This is a genomic window from Arthrobacter sp. PL16 (genome assembly GCF_035985055.1).
GTDB classification, from domain to species: domain Bacteria; phylum Actinomycetota; class Actinomycetes; order Actinomycetales; family Micrococcaceae; genus Arthrobacter_D; species Arthrobacter_D cheniae.
In genome coordinates this window covers 188,639-206,534 of record NZ_JAXCIC010000003.1, presented here as the reverse complement: position 1 = coordinate 206,534, position 17,896 = coordinate 188,639, and the positions used below count along the sequence as shown (strand labels likewise).

At 69.5% G+C, this 17,896-nt stretch carries 17 protein-coding genes; 11 read left to right on the top strand and 6 right to left on the bottom strand.

The window, feature by feature from the left end:
- Positions 1–2: 2 nt before the first annotated feature.
- Entirely contained in the window at positions 3–1,634 is a 1,632-nt protein-coding gene (gene pgm / locus RCH21_RS08180) for a phosphoglucomutase (alpha-D-glucose-1,6-bisphosphate-dependent) (protein WP_120148821.1), read from the bottom strand.
- Positions 1,635–1,765: 131 nt separating this feature from the next.
- Here pgm and RCH21_RS08175 point away from each other — a divergent pair, with 131 nt between their 5' ends.
- Both RCH21_RS08175 and RCH21_RS08170 read left to right on the top strand, forming a co-directional pair.
- Complete coding sequence (locus tag RCH21_RS08175) at positions 1,766–1,933, top strand: hypothetical protein (protein WP_326963950.1); 168 nt, start codon at positions 1,766–1,768, stop codon at positions 1,931–1,933.
- A gap of 52 nt (positions 1,934–1,985) precedes the next feature.
- Positions 1,986–3,182, top strand: coding sequence for a glycerate kinase (locus RCH21_RS08170; protein WP_326963949.1), 1,197 nt, complete (start codon positions 1,986–1,988; stop codon positions 3,180–3,182).
- Here RCH21_RS08170 and RCH21_RS08165 read toward each other — a convergent pair.
- On the bottom strand, positions 3,179–4,702 hold the full coding sequence (locus RCH21_RS08165; protein ID WP_326963948.1) for a long-chain-fatty-acid--CoA ligase: 1,524 nt from the start codon (positions 4,700–4,702) through the stop codon (positions 3,179–3,181). The two genes, RCH21_RS08170 and RCH21_RS08165, sit on opposite strands and share 4 nt — an antisense overlap.
- A 119-nt stretch (positions 4,703–4,821) precedes the next feature.
- On the bottom strand, positions 4,822–6,213 hold the full coding sequence (locus RCH21_RS08160; protein WP_326963947.1) for an amidase: 1,392 nt from the start codon (positions 6,211–6,213) through the stop codon (positions 4,822–4,824).
- Positions 6,214–6,379: 166 nt separating this feature from the next.
- On the opposite strand from RCH21_RS08160, the gene RCH21_RS08155 reads away from it, so the two are divergent.
- The 4 genes from RCH21_RS08155 (at position 6,380) to RCH21_RS08140 (ending at position 9,152) form a co-directional block, all read left to right on the top strand.
- Positions 6,380–6,706, top strand: coding sequence for a rhodanese-like domain-containing protein (locus tag RCH21_RS08155; RefSeq protein WP_120148817.1), 327 nt, complete (start codon positions 6,380–6,382; stop codon positions 6,704–6,706).
- Positions 6,703–7,641 carry a prephenate dehydratase gene (gene pheA, locus RCH21_RS08150; RefSeq protein ID WP_326963946.1) on the top strand — a complete coding sequence of 313 codons (939 nt, stop codon included), beginning with the start codon at positions 6,703–6,705 and terminating at the stop codon, positions 7,639–7,641. Before RCH21_RS08155 ends, pheA begins: the two co-directional genes overlap by 4 nt.
- 79 nt (positions 7,642–7,720) lie before the next feature.
- Positions 7,721–8,695, top strand: a complete 975-nt coding sequence (locus tag RCH21_RS08145) for a DNA topoisomerase IB (protein WP_326963945.1) — start codon at positions 7,721–7,723, stop codon at positions 8,693–8,695.
- A gap of 109 nt (positions 8,696–8,804) precedes the next feature.
- On the top strand, positions 8,805–9,152 hold the full coding sequence (locus RCH21_RS08140) for a hypothetical protein (protein WP_326963944.1): 348 nt from the start codon (positions 8,805–8,807) through the stop codon (positions 9,150–9,152).
- Here the strand turns inward: RCH21_RS08140 and RCH21_RS08135 are convergent.
- Positions 9,149–10,282 (bottom strand): diacylglycerol/lipid kinase family protein, encoded by a 1,134-nt coding sequence (locus tag RCH21_RS08135; protein ID WP_326963943.1) that lies wholly within the window; start codon positions 10,280–10,282, stop codon positions 9,149–9,151. The genes RCH21_RS08140 and RCH21_RS08135 overlap by 4 nt on opposite strands.
- Before the next feature lie 92 nt (positions 10,283–10,374).
- Here RCH21_RS08135 and serS point away from each other — a divergent pair, with 92 nt between their 5' ends.
- Positions 10,375–11,655 carry a serine--tRNA ligase gene (gene serS, locus RCH21_RS08130; RefSeq protein ID WP_326963942.1) on the top strand — a complete coding sequence of 427 codons (1,281 nt, stop codon included), beginning with the start codon at positions 10,375–10,377 and terminating at the stop codon, positions 11,653–11,655.
- Positions 11,656–11,699: 44 nt separating this feature from the next.
- Entirely contained in the window at positions 11,700–12,536 is an 837-nt protein-coding gene (locus tag RCH21_RS08125) for an HAD family hydrolase (protein WP_326963941.1), read from the top strand.
- Between the two features lie 12 nt (positions 12,537–12,548).
- Here the strand turns inward: RCH21_RS08125 and RCH21_RS08120 are convergent, their stop codons facing one another.
- A complete protein-coding gene (locus RCH21_RS08120) occupies positions 12,549–13,178 on the bottom strand; it encodes a hypothetical protein (RefSeq protein ID WP_326963940.1) in 630 nt (209 codons plus the stop codon).
- 121 nt (positions 13,179–13,299) lie between these two features.
- Positions 13,300–13,866: an inorganic diphosphatase gene (locus RCH21_RS08115; RefSeq protein ID WP_120148809.1), complete on the bottom strand. Its 567-nt coding sequence runs from the start codon at positions 13,864–13,866 to the stop codon at positions 13,300–13,302.
- Between the two features lie 137 nt (positions 13,867–14,003).
- Between RCH21_RS08115 and dacB the strand changes: the two genes are divergently transcribed.
- From dacB to tilS, 3 genes are all read left to right on the top strand, one after another.
- Complete coding sequence (gene dacB, locus RCH21_RS08110) at positions 14,004–15,497, top strand: D-alanyl-D-alanine carboxypeptidase/D-alanyl-D-alanine endopeptidase (protein ID WP_326963939.1); 1,494 nt, start codon at positions 14,004–14,006, stop codon at positions 15,495–15,497.
- A gap of 79 nt (positions 15,498–15,576) precedes the next feature.
- Positions 15,577–16,716 carry a zinc-dependent metalloprotease gene (locus tag RCH21_RS08105; RefSeq protein ID WP_326963938.1) on the top strand — a complete coding sequence of 380 codons (1,140 nt, stop codon included), beginning with the start codon at positions 15,577–15,579 and terminating at the stop codon, positions 16,714–16,716.
- Positions 16,709–17,893 (top strand): tRNA lysidine(34) synthetase TilS, encoded by a 1,185-nt coding sequence (gene tilS, locus RCH21_RS08100; RefSeq protein ID WP_326963937.1) that lies wholly within the window; start codon positions 16,709–16,711, stop codon positions 17,891–17,893. Before RCH21_RS08105 ends, tilS begins: the two co-directional genes overlap by 8 nt.
- Positions 17,894–17,896 lie beyond the last annotated feature (3 nt).

Sequence of the window (17,896 nt, the reverse complement as noted above, 5' to 3'; positions counted from 1 at the left end):
GATCAGCTGATGACGCTGTCCACGAGGGCCTTCGCCTCGGCCTGCACCTGCTTCAGGTGTTCCTCGCCCCGGAAGGACTCGGCGTAGATCTTGTAGACGTCCTCCGTGCCGGAGGGACGCGCGGCGAACCAGGCATTCTCGGTCGTGACCTTGAGTCCGCCCACGGGCGCACCGTTGCCGGGTGCCTCGGTGAGGCGGGCCGTGATCTCCTCGCCCGCGAGGGTCGTGGCGGTGACGTCCGAGGGCGAGAGCTTCCCGAGGGCCGCCTTCTGCTCGCGCGTCGCTGCTGCATCGATCCGTGCGTACACGGGCGCGCCGAAGCGATCCGTCAGGCCCGTGTAGTGCTGGGACGGCGTCTTCCCCGTGACGGCCGTGATCTCCGAGGCCAGCAGCGCCAGGAGGATGCCGTCCTTGTCCGTGCTCCACGGCTTCCCGTCGAGGCGGAGGAAGGACGCTCCGGCAGACTCCTCGCCGCCGAACGCCAGTTCGCCGCTGAGCAACCCTGGCACGAACCACTTGAAGCCCACGGGGACTTCCTGCAGCACGCGTCCGAGGTCTGTGGCGACACGATCGATGATCGACGACGACACGAGGGTCTTGCCTATCACGGCGTCCGCACGCCAGTTCGGCCGGTTCGCGTAGAGGTACTGGATGGCGACGGCGAGGTAATGGTTCGGGTTCATCAGCCCGGCGTCGGGCGTGACGATGCCGTGGCGGTCGGCGTCGGCGTCATTGCCCGTCGCGATGTCGAACTGGCCGGCCTGCTTGATCAGCGACGCCATGGCGTACTGCGATGAGCAGTCCATCCGGATCTTCTCGTCCCAGTCGAGCGTCATGAACGCCCACTGCGGATCGACGGTCGGGTTGACCACGGTGAGGTTCAGGTTGTGGCGCTCGCCGATCGCACCCCAGTAGTCCACGGCCGCGCCACCCATGGGGTCTGCGCCGATATGCACGTTCGCCGAGCGGATGGCATCGAGGTTCAGGACCGACGGGAGGTCGTCGACGTAGTGCTGGAGGAAGTCGTAGCTGCTGATGCCCTCGGCCGTCCGCGCCTGCGAGATCGGCATGCGCTGCACACCCCGCAGCCCGGACTCGAGGAGGTCGTTGGCGCGATTCGCGATCCAGGTGGTGGCATCCGAGTCGGCGGGCCCTCCGTGCGGCGGGTTGTACTTGAAGCCGCCATCACCCGGGGGGTTGTGCGACGGGGTGATGACGATGCCGTCCGCCTGCTCCGTTCGTGTCGCGTTGTACGTGAGGATGGCGTGCGAGACGGCAGGGGTGGGCGTGTAGGCGCCGCGGGCGTCGATGAGGACGCTCACGTGGTTGGCGGCCAGGACCTCGAGGGCCGTGTTCTGCGCCGGCTCGGACAGCGCATGGGTGTCCTTGCCCATGAAGAGCGGGCCGGTGATGCCCTGCCCCGCACGGTATTCGACGATCGCCTGGGTGATCGCCACGATGTGACCCTCGTTGAACGAGGACTTCAGCGACGACCCGCGGTGGCCCGAGGTGCCGAAGGCGACGCGCTGCGCGGGATCCCCGAGATCGGGCTCGACGTCGAAATACGCGTCGAGCAGTTTGGTCACGTCGACGAGGTCGGTGGGGAGGGCTACAGTGCCCGCTCGATTAGCCATGGCCCCAGCATGCCAAAGAACGCGGCCGATTACACCCGTCGCGCCCTTCTGCAGGTTGCCGGGCCCCCGATGATCAGTAAGCTGAGTATCAGCACCCAGCCAGGGGCAGACGGATCACGGAAGGCAGCATCATGAGCGAGAATTCCAGCGACACCCCGACCGGCGATCCCGAGGAACAGGGCGCGGACGAGGCCGGCAAGCTCGAGGAGCAGGCGGCGGGCGGCTACGGCGGACCCGGCCCCGAGGATGAGGTGGCCCCCGATTTCGAGGCGGACAACGGCGGCGGGTCCGGCGGCTGACACCCTCCGTTCCGGCCCCGAACGGGGCTGGACGTAGGGCTAGGGTTGTCGGGTGACCACGCCTGCGCATCAGCGCCCGCTCAAGATCGTCCTTGCTCCCGACTCCCTCAAGGGCAGCCTTCCCGCAGCGGAGGCTGCCCTTGCCATGTCGAGGGGGGTTGTCGCGGCCGCCGTCCGTCTCGGCCACCCCGTGCCCGACGTCGTCCTGGCGCCGCTGGCCGACGGCGGGGAGGGGACGCTCGACGCGCTGCTGGCAGCCTGGGGGGCCGAGCCGCGGACCGCGCGGTGCCACGACGCCGCCGGCCGGGCGCGCACCGCGCGATACGGCATCTCGACGACTCCTTCGGAGCACGGACCCGACGCGCGAGGCGTCCTCGAGGCGGCGGAAGCCAACGGTCTGCCCCTGGTGGCGGACCTTCCCCTCGACGCCCTCACGGCCACCAGTTACGGCGTGGGGGAGATCGCCCGTCGGCTCCTCGACGACGGCGCCGGGGAGATCCTGCTCTGCATCGGCGGGTCAGCGACCACCGACGGCGGCACGGGGCTCCTGTCCGCCCTGGGCGCCCGCTTCCTCGACGCCGACGGCGATCCCCTTCCGCCCGGCGGCGGCTCCCTCGCGGCCCTCGCATCGATCGACACCTCCGACATTCACCCGCGCGCCCGGGAGGCACGCTGGCGCATCGCGGTGGACGTCGACAACCCGCTCTGTGGCCCGCGGGGCGCCGCCGTGGTCTTCGGCCCGCAGAAGGGCGCGACGCCCGATGACGTCGTCGTCCTCGATCACGGGCTCGCCCACCTCGCCGGCATCCTCGAGGAGCTGACGGGTGTCGCCGTCCTGGACCTGCCGGGCGCGGGTGCCGCCGGCGGACTGCCCGCCGTGCTCGTGGCCTTCCTCGACGCGGAGATCGTCCCCGGCTCGGCCCTGGTCGCAGACGCCGTCGGACTGGCCGGTGCGCTCACCGATGCCGACCTCGTCCTGACGGGTGAAGGCTCCTTCGACTCGCAGTCCCTCGGCGGCAAGGTGGTGCAGGCCGTCGTAGAGAATGCCCCTGCCACCTGCGCGGTCGTGGCAATCGCCGGTCGTGTGCAGCTCACTGCGGCCGAGGTACAGGACGCAGGACTCGCGGCGGCCTTCTCCATCGCGACCGGACCGATGGAGCTCGACCTGCTGATCAGGGATGCCGGGGCGCTGATGGAGGAGGCCGCCGCGCATGTCTACGGCCTCTTCAGCGCAGTCCGTCGGAGTTAGACCTTGATCTCACGCTTGAGGATCTTGCCTGTGGGGCCCTTGGGCAACGCGTCGACGAGCACCACGCGGCGCGGGTACTTGTAGGCCGCCATCCGCTCCTTGGCGAACTCGACGATCTCCGTCGCGAGCGCATCCCGGGCGGCATCGTCGGCGGGCGCGTGCTCGGCCTTGATCCCGACGACCGCCACGATCTCCTCGCCGTGGAGGTCGTCCGGCACCCCGATGACGGCGGCTTCAGCTACAGCCGGGTGTTCGTACAGGACTTCCTCGACCTCGCGCGGGTAGACGTTGTAGCCGCCGCGCAGGATGACGTCCTTCTTGCGGTCCACGATGAACAGCAGCCCGTCCTCATCGACCCGGGCGAGGTCGCCCGTGCGGAACCAGCCGTCCGGGATGGCTGCCGCAGTGGCCTCCGGGTTCTCCCAGTAGCCCTTCATGACGCAGTGTCCGCGCACGGCGAGCTCGCCCACCTCGCCCTGGGCCACCTCGACGCCCTCGGGATCGAGCATGCGCACCTCGACGCCGTCGATCGGGGTGCCGATGGAACCGGGCTTCCGGAGCTGCCCCACCCGGTTGAAGCTCACGATCGGCGAGGTCTCCGACAGGCCGTACCCCTCCAGGAGGTCCGCCTCGAAGACGCGCTCGAACTCGTGCAGCACCTCCACGGGGAGTGCGGAGCCGCCGGAGACCGCGACGCGGACGGAGGAGAGATCCGTGGTCGTCACGCCCGGGTGGCGCAGCATCGCGATGTACATCGTGGGGACGCCCTCGAAGATGGTCACGTGATCCCGGGCGATGATCTCGAGAGCCTTGCCCGGCTCGAAGCGGGGCAGGAGGGTCACCGTGGCCCCGGTGAGGACTGCGGCGTTGAGGGCGCAGGTCTGCCCGAAGATGTGGAAGAAGGGCAGGCCGCCGAACAGGACCTCACCCTCCGTGGTCCCCATGAGGTCGCGGGACGTCTCCGTGTTGCGGGCGAGGTTCGTGTGCGAGAGCGTGGCGCCCTTGGGCCTGCCGGTGGTGCCGGAGGTGTAGAGCACGACGGCGGTGTCCTCCCCGTCGAGCTCGACGACGCCCGGAGTGGGCTCCGCGGCGGACACGCGCTGCATGAATGCGCCGCTGTCCACGGTGATCACGCCGACCTCACTGCCCACGTCGGAGCCGGAAGCCTCGGCTCCCGCCTCGGCCTCGGCGATGATCCCCTCCCAGGCGAAGACGAGCCGCGCCCCCGAGTTCGTGAGGTGGTAGGCGATCTCCCGCCCCTTGAGCAGGGGGTTGAGGGGGACGACGACGGCGCCCGCGCGCAGGACTCCGTAATAGACGAATGCCATTTGGGGAATATTCGGCATGATCAGGGCGACGCGGTCCCCCTGCCGGACGCCGTGCTCCGCGAGGATGGTCGCGACCTTCTGGCTTAGCACCTCGAGAGCGCCGAAGGTCACCTCGACGTCGTCGAGCTTGATGGCCACCGCCGAGGGACTCCTCGTTGCGGTGGCCACGAGGTTGTTGGCGAGGTTCGGCACGCGATCTCCTTTGATCCTTCGATGACTTCCGGCCCGCCGGTACAGAAGTTACCGGTGAGTAGAAGTCTGTGGGATCGGAGGCGGCCGCGCAACAGGATCTGGCCGGAAGCGGCGCGGTCCTATCCCAGCGCCTCGATCTGTGCCGTCACCGCGAGGAGCTGCGCCTCCTCACCGGGGCGTCCGATGAGCTGCACGCCCATCGACAGGCCATCCGGCAGGCGCAGCGTGGGGACGGTCACGGCCGGCAACCCGCAGACGTTCACCATCGAGGTGTACGGCGAGTACCGGCACTGCCGCACGTAGTCGGTGTCGCCGTCGGCGTCGGAGTACCAGCCGATGGGACGGGGCGTCATCGCCACCGCCGGCGTCAGGATCATGTCGTAGCGGGAATACTGCTGGATCGTGTCCTGCTCGAACTGCCGCAGGACGTCGACGGCGCCCGCGAGTTCCGCCGCAGTCCTGCCCATCGCCCTGCGGCGCAGCACCCGGGTGATGTCGGTCAGCCTGCTCTCGCGCTCGTCCGGGATGGGCGCGGTGGCGAGACCGGCGGTCCAGACCAGCTGGAAGGCGTCGTGGTAGCGGCGGTCGTAGGTCAGGTCGGTGTCGACGACGTCGTGCCCGGCCCGCTGCAGCACCTGGATCCCGGAGTGCAGGGCGTCCGTCGCAGCGCTGTCCAGGCTGATGTCCATCGCTCCCGAGAAGGGCGAGGCCGTGCTGACGCCGATCCGGAAGCGGCCCTCCGCCCGCAGGGCCGCTTCCAGGAAGGAGCCGGGATAGCGTGATGCTGCGCTCGTCGGGCGGTAGTTCGGCTCCTGCACCAGGGCGTCGAGGAGCAGACCGGCGTCGGCGGCGGAGTGGGCCAGCGGACCGGCGACGACGAGTTGCCCGAGGTCCGCCTGTCCCGAGCCCGAGGGCACGCGGCCGCGGTTCGGCTTGAGGCCCACCAGGCCTGTTGCCGCAGCGGGGATGCGGATGGAGCCGCCGCCGTCCGTCCCCGGCGCGAAGGGGATCATCCGGGCGGCCACCGCTGCGGCACTGCCGCCCGAGGAGCCGGCCGGGCTGAGACGCCGGTCGAGCGGGTTGCGGGCGGGGGGCGCGATGCTGTTCTCGCTGTAGCAGCTCAACCCGAACTCCGGGACCTGGGTCTTGCCGAGGCTGATGGCTCCGGATCGTCGCAGGATCGAGGCCAGGGGGGCGTCCTTCTCGGCGACGGCGTGATCGAGGGCGGCCGTTCCGAGGGTGGTCCGCACGCCCGCGACGTCGGTGAGGTCCTTGTGGGCGAGGGGCACACCGTGCAGCGGACCGAGGGCGACGCCGGAGGAGTGCAGGCGGTCGGCATGGTCCGCGGCGCGGAGGGCGTGGTCGTGCGTGATGGTGATGAAGGAGCCGAGATCCGGATTGAGGACATCGATCCGCCGGAGGAAGTGGTCCGTGACTTCACGGGCACTGACGTCCCCGCGCACCAGCGCATCCCGGAGGGTGAGGGCTGGGAGTTCGTGCAGTTCGCTCATGGGGGCTCCAGTGGGAGGCGGGGCGGTGACGGAACCCGAGGGTCCCCGGTGTCGACGGGGACAGGTCGATCGACAAGCACAACTATAGGAGCCGGACGGCAGTGGGCCCGGCCGTGACCGCCCGTAGCAATAGCGGTGCTGCGCCGGAGCGTGAAAAGGTAGGAGTATGAGCGAACTCCACGACGTACCGGTGACGGCAGTGCCCGACGACGCGCGCATCCTCGATGTGCGCGAGGACTACGAGTGGGAGGCCGGCCATGTCGACGGCGCCGTGCACATCCCGCTCGACCAGCTCCCCGCACGATTCGGCGAGCTCGATCCCGACGAGGACCTCCATGTCATCTGCCGCAGCGGTGGCCGGTCCCAGCGTGCGGCCGAATGGCTCGAGGGCAACGGCTACACCGCGATCAACGTGACAGGCGGGATGGGCGCCTGGCTCGAGGCAGGCAAGCCGATGGTGTCCGAGACGGGCAGTGAGCCAACCGTCCTGTGACGCCGTCCGAGACATCCTCCTACACCTACCTGGGGCCGGAGGGAACCTTCACGGAGGCCGCCCTGCTGCAGGTGCCCGGCGCCGGGGCCGCCCGCCGCGTCCCTGCGTCGACCGTCGGGGCTGCGCTCGACGCCGTCCGGTCGGGAGCCGTCGATGCCGCCATGGTGCCCATCGAGAATTCCGTGGAAGGCGGTGTCAGCGCGACCCTGGATGCGATAGCTGTCGGCGAGCCCCTGCGGATCCTGCGCGAGGAGCTCGTCCCGATCACCTTCGTGCTCGCCGCCCGGCATGGCACCGCGCTCGACGCCGTCCGTCGCATCGCGACGCACGGCCATGCCTGGGCGCAATGCCGGAACTGGGTGGACGCACATGTCCTGGCTGCTGAGTACTTTCCTGCGTCATCGACCGCCGCCGCCGCTTACGGCCTTGCCGATGGTGATGGCAGCTACGACGCCGCCATCTGCTCGCCGCTCGTGGCGGAGCGCCTGCAGCTTTCCGTCCTGGCGATGGACATCGGGGACATCACCGATGCCGTCACCCGCTTCGTGCTCGTGGGGCGACCGGATGTGCTTCCGCCGCGCACCGGGGCGGACAAGACGACGCTCGTCATCCCCCTGCCCGAGGATCATCCCGGCGCCCTGATGCAGATCCTGGATCAGTTCGCAGCACGCGGCGTGAACCTCAGTCGTATCGAGTCGAGGCCCACGGGCCAGTTCCTCGGCGATTACTTCTTCAGTGTCGACGCCGACGGGCATGTCGGGGACGCCCGGGTGGCGGATGCCCTCAAGGGGCTGCACCGCATCAGTCCGGGGCTCCGATTCCTCGGCTCCTATGCCCGTGCGGACCGCCGCTCGCCCGAGGTCGAGCGACACACCTCCGACGACGCCTTCGGCGCAGCGGACGCCTGGCTCGGCGGGATCCTCGGTAACCGCTAGATATCGCAGTGCTGGGAGTACCGAAGCACAGTAGGCTTACTATCGAAGGTCCTCCTCCCACTCGAAGGCTGGTTCTACGATGGCTCGATTGCGCCGCAGCAACACGCGCAGGCCCGGTATCTCCCGCCGACGCCATGGCAAGGGCTTCAGCTACCGTGCGCCGAATGGCGAGCTGCTGCAGGATCGCGACGAGATCGAGCGCATCAGGGACCTCGTGATCCCACCCGCCTGGAAGGACGTGTGGATCGCGCCGTACCCCAATGGCCATGTCCAGGCCATCGGCACGGACGACGCCGGCCGGCGCCAGTACATGTACCACCCGGCCTGGCGCGAGCAGAAGGACCGCGAGAAGTTCGACCGCGCCCTCGACTTCGGGGCCAAACTTCCGAGCGCCCGCCGCGTCATCACCCAGCACCTGCGCAGCGACGGAGTCTCACGCGAGCGCGCCTTCGCCGCCGCGCTCCGGATCGTGGATGCCGGCGCCCTCCGGATCGGCTCCACGCAGTACGCCGAGGCGAACGGCTCCTTCGGAGTCACCACTCTGCTCGTGGAGCACTGCACCATCGAGGGTGACCTCGTCATCTTCGACTTCCCCGGCAAGAGCGGCCAGCAATGGGACACCCGCCTCGAGGACGCGGACCTCGCCGCCGCCCTGCGCCCCATGATGGAGCGCCAGGACGCTGACACCGTCCTCGCCTATCAGACCGACGACCGGGTCTGGCACCACGTCGACGGCTCGCAGCTCAACGAGTTCCTCCGGCAGGTCACGGGCGGACCGTTCACCGCGAAGGACTTCAGGACCTGGCAGGCCACCGTGGTCGCCGCCATGGCACTGGCCAAGGAGGACCTCAAGGCGACGAGCCGCACCGCGCGCCAGAAGGCCGTCAGCGCCACCATGAAAGCTGTCGCGGACCACCTCGGCAATACCCCGACCGTCGCCCGCAGCTCGTACGTCGACCCCCGGCTCGTCGACAGGTTCATGAGCGGCGAGGTCATCCCCATCACCACCTACTCGGCCTCCGAGAAGGCCGTCCAGGAACTGCTGCGCGACTGACCGGAATCGGCCGGCCACAGCATTCCCGCATATCCAAACCATCCCGATCGTCAGTACGCTGGCAACGGGCGCCCAACGAGGAGCGCATCCTTCGACGAAAGGCAGCATCATGACCGAGAACGCTCATGGAGGACACATCGTCAACCCCAACGAGGGTGACGGCTCGACGTCGGATCCGAACTGGCACGGCGACATCGGGGACCAGGGCAACGACCTGCGTTTCGCCGAGGAGCAGGCCCTCATCAAGGAGCAGGCCGACCGCGCCGACCGCGACCCCTCGGAGGCCGCCGCGGCTGCCGAGCAGGAGGGTCATTACACCAGCTCCGCACCCGCCGAAGGATCGGGCGGCTACACCTCCGCGCAGGAGCCCGAGAAGGAGGGCGAGTACACCGACAAGGACAGGCCCCTCGTCGACGACCCCGAGACCGAGGGCGAGTACACGGACCGCGACCGCTAGGAGCGGCGCAGGAGCCGCTGCCACCTTCTCTGGAGGTCCGACGGCAGCACCGAGGTGGACCCTGATGGTCCGGGAGCCGACGCCGGCACCCGGACCATCAGTGCGCCCGGGTCCACCCGCGCCGTCAACGACGTCGTCGAGCCGGAAGCGTCGCCGTCGAGTTGGGTGTCGATCGGGTCGCCGGACCAGACGGTGACCTCCCGAGCCCGGTAGTAGCTGATGACCGGGATCACGCCACTGTGCCGGAGCAGGATCTTCGCCGCCATCCAGGTCCACCCGACCAGGCTCCGGGGGCTGAGCACCACCACGTCGAGGTAGCCGTCGTCGATCATGGCGTTCGGCACGAAATCGACGCCCGCCGGCAGCTTCCCGCAATTCGCCACCAGCAGGCTGCGGACCTTCCGGCTCTGCGGCGGCTGACCGTCCAGGCTGATGGAGATGCGTCGTCGCCGGCCCGGCAGGTGGCGCACGCCCGCCTCACTGTAGGCGAGCCACCCGAACTTGTCCTTCAGGTCCTGCTTGGCATCGGCCACCACGCTCGCATCGAAGCCGACCCCTCCCATGACGAGGAACGGCTGCTCCGAACTGGTGTGGGTGCTGTCGTTGCGGAGGGTGATGCGCGCCATGTCGATGCGTCGCTCGTACCCGTGCAGGGCGAGGCGAAGGCACCCGGCGATGTCGTTGTAGGGAAGGCCCAAATTCCTCACCAGAAGGTTCCCGGTGCCGAGCGGCAGGAGCCCGAGGGCCGCCGGCCGGTGCGCGAGGGCCTGTGCCACGGCGCGGACCGTGCCGTCGCCCCCGGCGGCGATGACGACGTCGACGCCTGCGTCCAGGGCTCGCTCCGCCTGGCCGGTGCCCGGGTCCCCGATGGTGGTCTCGAGGACGAGGGGCGGCTCCCAGCCGGCATCGGAGCAGGCCTGCTCCACGAGTGCGCGGGTTATATCGGCCTGCAGCTTCGAGGGGTTGAGCACGAGGGCGACGCGCTGATGCCCTCCGGCAACCGGCATCGGTTCGTGGACGGAAGCCGTCGGTGTACGGGTCTGCTGCAACCGCCGGACCGACCAGTAGCTCTGGAGGGACGCGACAGCGGCGGAGGCCGCGGCGGTTCCAGCGAGTAGTTTGCGGCGCATGGTCACCCACAATAGCGGCGCGCCACCCCCCGCACCTCCCCGGCGCTTCCCCTGCGCCGTGGCCGTGCAGGGCGTTGGGTAGTCTTGACCGTGTGATTGACGTCAACGACCTCCGCCTGAATCCAGAGCAGTTCCGAGCATCGCAGCGCGCCCGCAGGGCGGACGAATCCCTCGTCGATGCCATCCTCTCGGCGGACGCGACGCGGCGGGAGTCCGTCACCAGGTACGAGACGCTCCGAGCGGAGCAGAACGCGTTCGGTAAGCGGGTCGCCCAGGCCAAGGGCGAGGAGAAGCAGGCGCTCCTGGCAGAGGTCAAGGAGCTGGCGGCGTCCGTGAAGGCGGCGGCCGCCACCGCGGAGGAAGCCAAGGCCGAGCAGGAGGTCCTCGTGCGCAAGCTGCCGAACCTCGTGCAGGAGGGTGTACCCGAGGGCGGGGAGGACGACTACGTGGTCCTCCGGAAGGTAGGAACTCCCCGGGACTTCGCCGCGGACGGCTTCGAACCCCGGGACCACCTCGAGATCGGTGAACTGATCGGGGCGATCGACATGGAGCGGGGCGCCAAGGTCTCCGGCTCACGCTTCTACTTCCTCAAGGGTGTCGGTGCAAGGCTCGAGATCGCCCTGCTGCAGATGGCCCTCGACCAGGCGATCAAGGCGGGCTTCACGCCCATGATCACGCCCACGCTCGTCCGCCCGGAAACTATGCAGGGCACCGGCTTCGACATAGCCCACGACGCCGAGATCTACCGCCTCGAGGAGGACAACCTCTACCTCGTCGGAACCTCCGAGGTGGCGCTCGCCGGATACCACTCGGACGAGATCATCGACCTGACCGCCGGACCCGTGCGCTACGCCGGCTGGTCCTCCTGCTACCGGCGCGAGGCCGGTTCGCACGGCAAGGACACCCGCGGCATCATGCGCGTGCATCAGTTCAACAAGGTGGAGATGTTCACCTACACCTCCGTCGAGGACGCCGCCGCAGAGCACGAGCGCCTCCTCGCCTGGGAGGAGGAGATGCTTGCGAAGGTCGAGCTGCCCTACCGCGTCATCGACACCGCCGCGGGTGACCTCGGAATGTCCGCCGCACGCAAGTTCGACTGCGAGGCGTGGGTTCCCACCCAGGCCGATTACCGGGAGCTGACCTCGACGTCCAACTGCACCACCTTCCAGGCCCGTCGCCTGAACATCCGCGAACGCCAGGAGGGCGAGGGACAGAAGGGCACGCGCGCCGTCGCCACCCTGAACGGCACGCTCGCGACGACGCGCTGGATCGTCGCAATCCTCGAGCATCACCAGAACGCTGACGGCTCGGTCACCGTCCCCGTTGCGCTGCGTCCGTATATTAACGGACTGGAAACGCTTCCGGTACTATGAGCGCGGCTCTATCGGTGCGTCAGTGGGGTCTGGTTCACTGAACCATGAGCACCTTCATCAATGTCGGCATCGATGACCGACAGAAGAACCGAACACACCATCTGATCGCCCTCGACGTCGACGGCACCCTCGTGGATCACGAGGGCTCCATGACGGAAGAAGTGCGCGACGCCGCGCAGGCCGTCATCGAAGCCGGGCACGACGTCATCATCGCCACGGGCAGGTCCCTCGGAGCCACGGTGCCCGTCATCCGGCTCCTCGGGATCACGAGCGGCTACGCCGTCTGCTCCAACGGGGGTGTCACGCTGAAGATCGATGCCGCAGCCCCCGGAGGGTTCGAGGTCCTCGAACGGGTGACGTTTGATCCCCGGCCGGCCCTGACGGCTCTTCGGGAGCGCCTGCCCTCCGCCAAGTACGCCCTCGAGGACGATCGCGGCAGGTTCCTCTCCACCGAGAGCTTCCAGGACGCCAGCTTCGGTTCGGAGGCGGAGAGCGTCGACTTCGAGGAGATGCTGGAGAGCCGCGCCGTACGCGTGGTGGTGTTCAGCACGGACAGTTCCGCAGAGGAGTTCGGCGAAGCCGTGGCGTCGATCGGGCTGCACGGCGTCACCTACTCGGTGGGCTGGACCGCGTGGCTGGACATCGCTGCCTCGGGTGTGACGAAGGCCAGCGCTCTCGAGGTGCTGCGGCAGCGCCTCGGGACGGACCCCCGTCTCACGGTGGCCGTCGGGGACGGACGGAACGACATCGAGATGCTGCAGTGGGCCGGGCGCGGGGTCGCCATGGGACAGGCGCCGGAGGAAGTGCGGTCCGCTGCGTCCGAGGTCACGGGAAGCGTGTACGACGACGGCGCCGCGAAGGTACTGCGCTCGCTGGTCTGACCGCGGAACCCCTCAGTACGCGAGGGATGCCTCGGGGAGGGACGCCGGACCGTGCGTCAGGTCCAGCAGGCGGGCGGCGGCCGGCCGGGTGGCCCACTCCTCCATCCAGTGCGAGCGGACGACGGCGCGGCTGACGGCCTGCGCGGTGATGCCCAGCTCCTGCGCCACGTACTTCTGCTGTCCGCGGGCGCCCGGCGTCATCAGATCGAGGACGGTCCATTCCGCATCGGTGCGCGTGTAGACGATCTGCCCGAGCAGCCGGAGGACGGCTTCCGCCTCCGCCGCGATCTCGCCGTCGGGGCCTTCCACGGCGAGCGGGATCCGTTCGCCGGTCTTCCGGGCCCGGTTCACGGCTCGACGTGCGTACACCAGTCCGTAGCCCTCGGCGTCGACGATACGATCGGGCACGGGGGGAGTGAGGCCGCCGACGCCGATGCCCACGTGCCAGCGCCGGTACCGGATGGCCCGCAGCGCCGCGTCCACGGCGGTGGACGCGGAGTCCACGACGCCCTGCACCTCGTCGCCCACCGAGCGCTGGAAGGGGACGACGGCCGGGAGGTAGCGCAGGGCCTTCAGGAGTTCCCCCACGAGGTCTCCGACGTCGCGTGAATCACGCTGGTTGATCGTGAGGACATAGTGCATGGCATCAGTATGGACGTAGGCGGCGGAAATCAACCGGATGACGTTGCTTATCCGAGCCATTCGATGCACGGAGCTCCCGCAGCACGATGCGCTGCGGGAGCTCCGTCGAACGGGGAAGGCGCTAGCGGCCCTCGGGTGTCTCCGTCGTGTTCCGCGCGGCGACGTCGACATCGCGGCCCTGCGGCTCGTCGTGCGCGCTGCCTTCGCCGATCTGCCTGAAACGTTCGAGTGAGGCTTCGATCTCGGCTTCGGCTTCCTCGCGGCCTGCCCAGTCAGCGGCCTCGACCCACTTGCCGGGCTCCAGGTCCTTGTATTTCGTGAAGAAGTGCTTGATCTCGTCCAGCAGGAAGTCCGACACGTCGGACAGTTCCTTGATGTGGTCGAACCGGGGATCGACGGGAACACAGAGGACCTTCGCGTCTCCGCCGCCGTCGTCCGTCATGTTGAACACCCCGATGGGTCGCGACTCCACGAGTACGCCCGGGATCAGGTCGAAGTCCTGCAGCATGACGAGGGCATCGAGCGGATCGCCGTCCTCCCCGAGCGTGTTCTCGAAGTAGCCGTAGTGCGTGGGGTACTGCATCGCGGTGAAGAGGACGCGGTCCAGGCGCAGTCGGTGTGTCTCGTGGTCGATCTCGTACTTGACGCGCGAGCCCTTGGGGATCTCGATGGTGACGTCGAGCTTCATGGCAACTCCTGTGGGTGTAGGTCGGTGGTGCTGTGGCGGCCGCGGTCGCGCCTTCCGGGGAAGGGGCACGCAGTCGGTCTACTGTTTATCGTCAGCCCTAACATATCGGTCGGGCGCCGCTACCAAAGTATTTCCCCGTGGACTGGGCGCTGCTCCGCGGCGCCCTGCTGGACAGCTTGCGAAAGGACACCATGATGCGACCGCTCCGCCTGCTGGCCGTGCTGGTGCTGGTCCTGGTCATGGTGGCGATCGCGGTGCCCCTCGCCACCCACCTCACTCCCGTCGTGCTGGCCGCCGTCGATCCGCCGCCGCCCGTCGCTCCTCCCGTCATTCCGGCGCTGCAGGTCCCGCCCACGTCCGTCGCGGTGCCCGACGTCGTCACCCCGCTCTCGCTGTCCGCGCCGGCCCCGGATCCGACGGTGCTGGGTGCTGAGCTCGACGCCGCCCTGGGTATTCCGGGCCCAGGCTCCTTCGCGGGGACGGTGGTCGACTCCACGGACGGCACGGTCCTGTACGCGAGGGACGCCGCGCGGCTTCAGCCCCCTGCGTCCAACATCAAACTGTTCACCGCCGTCGCGTCCATGACGTTCGGACAACCGGACCGCACCCTGACGACGTCGGTCCTCACATCCCTGTCCGCCCCTGGCACGCTGTTCCTCCGCGGGGGCGGTGACGTGCTCCTCGGTTCCGGGCCGTCCGCTCCGGACGCCGTCGTCGGGCACGCCGGCCTCGGGACGCTCGCGGCTGACACCGCCGCCGCCCTCCCCGTGGGCTCGGGGCCCTACTCCGTCCTCCTCGATGACTCCCTCTTCGTCGGCGCCGGACTGAATCCCACCTGGGCCCAAGGGGACATCGACGCCGGTGAGATTGCACCGCTGCATGCCCTCGCCGTCAACTCGGCGTGGATCGAGGAGGGGCGCGCAGGTGGACCCCGCTCCCAGGACGCAGGCCTCGATGCCGCCCGAACCTTCACGGCAGCGCTGGCGGTTGCCGCCGGGGACCGTGGCATCACCATCGAGACGGACGTCCAGCGACGGGCCACGCCTGAGGACGCTGCGGAGGTCGCAGCCGTGGAATCCGCCCCGCTCGAGGCACAGGTGCGCCGCATGCTGGAAATCTCCGACAACTACCTCGCCGAAGCCCTCGCGCGCACCGCCGCCCGCGACAGCGGCCGCCCCGCCTCCTTCGGCGGGGCGGCCGAGGCGCTGGCCTCCGCCGCGGGACGGTTGGGGGTTCCGGAGGAGGGCCTCCTGATCGGGGACGCCGCGGGGCTCTCCGTCCGGAATGCCGTCTCGCCGGCCCAGCTCGCTTCCCTCGTGCGCGGCACCACCGCCTCGAAGGATCCCGGTCTCGCCGCCGTCGCGCAGTCCCTTCCGATCGCGGGCCTGACGGGAACCCTGTCCACCCGATTCACGGCCGAGGACCCGGCTGCCGCTGCCGGTGCGGGGACCGTGCGGGCGAAGACGGGCACCCTCAACGCGGTCACCGGCCTCACCGGGCACGTCGTGACCGCGGACGGCCGCCTCCTGGTGTTCTCCTTCCTCGCCGACGGCCTCGACGGCAACACGCTCGAGGCGAGAACCGCCGCGGATCATGCCGCGGCGCTCCTGGCGGCCTGCGGCTGCCGCTGACCCGTTCGCCGACAGACGAACCAGCCCCACCGTCGGCTCTGCGGAGCCCTCCGCCGGCGGGATGTGATCGAATAGGCGCATGTTCAGGAACGAGTCCGCAGCACCCCGCCCGCAGCTGGTCAACTGGGACGTCGCGGCTTCGACCGCGGCATCCCTGACTCCCGCCGGACCCACGATGAAGCCGGCGGAGATTGCCCGCGCGGTGCAGAACATGCGCGAACTGGCGGATGTGTCCGTGGGTCACGTGCACTCCATCTCGCGGCTCGACGCCGCCCGTGACCTCCGGGATTCGGAGCTGCTCATCGTCGACCGCGCGTCCTGGGCGAAGGCGAACTCGCAGAGCTTCCGCACGCTCATGGAGCCGGCGCTCGACCAGCTCGCGACGACACGGCCGGAGGTACTGAAGTCCGCGTCCCTGACCCTCGGCGGGAACCTGACGGGCGCGCAGCTCGGCGCGATCCTGGCCTTCCTCTCGAGCAAGGTGCTCGGGCAGTACGACCCGTTCGTGCCCTCGCGCAACGGCCAGGGCGGCCGTCTCATGCTGGTGGCCCCGAACATCATCTCCGTCGAGCGGGAACTGAACGTCGATCCGTCCGACTTCCGGCTCTGGGTCTGCCTCCACGAGCAGACGCACCGCGTGCAGTTCGCCGCCGCGCCCTGGCTCAAGGACCACATGACCGGGCACATCGGCGAGCTGACATCGGGCCTCATGGACAAGGCGGACTCACTCTCCGAGCGGCTGGGTACGGCCGTGAAGAACATCACCACGGCGAAGTCGCGGGCGCTCAGGGATTCCCCTGCCGCGGACGGTGTGCCGGCGCAGGACATCGGGGTGCTGTCGATCCTTCAGGACCCCGATGACAAAGCGCGCCTGTCCCACCTGACCGCGGTCATGAGCCTGCTCGAGGGCCACGCCAACGTCGTCATGGATGGGGTGGACGGCAGTATCGTCCCGTCGGTCAAGACCATCCGCCGTCGCTTCAACGCCCGGGGGAAGTCACGCGGGCCGCTCGAGAAGGTCATCCGCCAGCTGATGGGGCTGGACGCCAAGATGCGCCAGTACAGCGACGGCGCGAAGTTCGTGCGGCGGGTCGTGAGCCAGACGGGCATGGACGGCTTCAACGCCGTTTGGCAGTCGGCCGAGCACCTGCCCACCGAGCGGGAGATCCACGCGGCGGACGAGTGGATCGACAGGATGAGCCTGCGGCGTCATGGCTAGGCGCCCGCGGCTGCTTCCCGCCGTCGGTACGGCACGCAACCTGCTGGAGGCGAGTCTCGAGGGACTCCTGGCGGACACGGCGCCGCGTCAGGGACGGAGGTCGAGGGATGCGGACGAATCGTCGACCGCCACCGCGCCGGCCCAGGATCCCTCCACGGCGGATGCCCCGGGGGCAGGCCTGCCGCTCGTCCTCGTCGCGTGCAGCGGCGGTCCCGATTCGCTGGCACTCGCGGCGGTCGCCGGGCACTTCGCGCACACGGGCCGTTGCCGGGTCGGCGCCGTCGTCGTCGACCACGCACTCCAGCCGGGCAGTGCGGCGACGGCCGAGAAGGCCGCGGGAGCGGCACGGGATCTCGGGCTGCAGCCGGTCGAGGTGCACCGCGTCAGGGTCGACCGTGACCGCATGGGTCCCGAGGCCGCCGCCCGCAGCGCCCGCTACGCCGCGCTCGACGAAGCCGCGGCCGGGCTGGGTGCATCCGCGGTCCTGCTCGGCCACACGCTCGACGACCAGGCGGAGCAGGTGCTGCTGGGGCTCGCCCGCGGATCCGGTACACGCTCGCTCGCCGGGATGCCCGCACGTCGAGGCCTCTACGTGCGTCCATTCCTCGACCTCCGACGCGCCGATACCGAGGCCATCTGCGCGTTCTACGGGCTCGACCCCTGGCACGACCCCACGAACCTCGACCCGAGCTTCGCCCGGTCCCGTGTGCGCGGTGACGTGCTGCCGTTCCTCGAGGACCAGCTCGGCCCGGGCATCGCCCAGGCGCTGGCCCGCACCGCCCGCATCCTCGGACAGGACGCCGACCACCTGGAGCAGCTGAGCGCCAGGGAGTACGCATCATTGAGGGTTCTGGGGGACGACGGGACCCTGCTCCTCCCGGAGGACGGCCTGCGGGCCCTGCCTCCGGCGCTGAGGCAACGCGTCCTCGCCCTCGCGGCCCTCGAACTGGGGGCGTTCCAGCCCAGCTTCGAGCGACTCCGGGCCGCGGAGTCCCTGCTGGACCGCAGGGGGTCGGCCGGACCGGTGCAGCTCGGGGGGAAGGTGAGTGTCCATCGCCAGGTACGCGGGCGGGCGGTTCTTCGCGGAGAACCAAGCTATGGCAATCTTGTCCTCAGTAACAATGGCAGCAACAACGGCCCCGGTGTGAAGCAGTCGCACCGTCCAACCCAGGAGTAATCG

Excerpts from the sequence above, each read along its gene's own strand:
- pgm (WP_120148821.1), bottom strand. The coding sequence starts at position 1,634 with ATGGCTAATCGAGCGGGCACTGTAGCCCTCCCCACCGACCTCGTCGAC.
- RCH21_RS08175 (WP_326963950.1), top strand. The coding sequence starts at position 1,766 with ATGAGCGAGAATTCCAGCGACACCCCGACCGGCGATCCCGAGGAACAG.
- RCH21_RS08160 (WP_326963947.1), bottom strand. The coding sequence starts at position 6,213 with ATGAGCGAACTGCACGAACTCCCAGCCCTCACCCTCCGGGATGCGCTG.
- RCH21_RS08155 (WP_120148817.1), top strand. The coding sequence starts at position 6,380 with ATGAGCGAACTCCACGACGTACCGGTGACGGCAGTGCCCGACGACGCG.
- RCH21_RS08145 (WP_326963945.1), top strand. The coding sequence starts at position 7,721 with ATGGCTCGATTGCGCCGCAGCAACACGCGCAGGCCCGGTATCTCCCGC.
- RCH21_RS08140 (WP_326963944.1), top strand. The coding sequence starts at position 8,805 with ATGACCGAGAACGCTCATGGAGGACACATCGTCAACCCCAACGAGGGT.
- RCH21_RS08135 (WP_326963943.1), bottom strand. The coding sequence starts at position 10,282 with ATGCGCCGCAAACTACTCGCTGGAACCGCCGCGGCCTCCGCCGCTGTC.
- RCH21_RS08125 (WP_326963941.1), top strand. The coding sequence starts at position 11,700 with ATGAGCACCTTCATCAATGTCGGCATCGATGACCGACAGAAGAACCGA.
- RCH21_RS08120 (WP_326963940.1), bottom strand. The coding sequence starts at position 13,178 with ATGCACTATGTCCTCACGATCAACCAGCGTGATTCACGCGACGTCGGA.
- RCH21_RS08115 (WP_120148809.1), bottom strand. The coding sequence starts at position 13,866 with ATGAAGCTCGACGTCACCATCGAGATCCCCAAGGGCTCGCGCGTCAAG.
- RCH21_RS08105 (WP_326963938.1), top strand. The coding sequence starts at position 15,577 with ATGTTCAGGAACGAGTCCGCAGCACCCCGCCCGCAGCTGGTCAACTGG.
- tilS (WP_326963937.1), top strand. The coding sequence starts at position 16,709 with ATGGCTAGGCGCCCGCGGCTGCTTCCCGCCGTCGGTACGGCACGCAAC.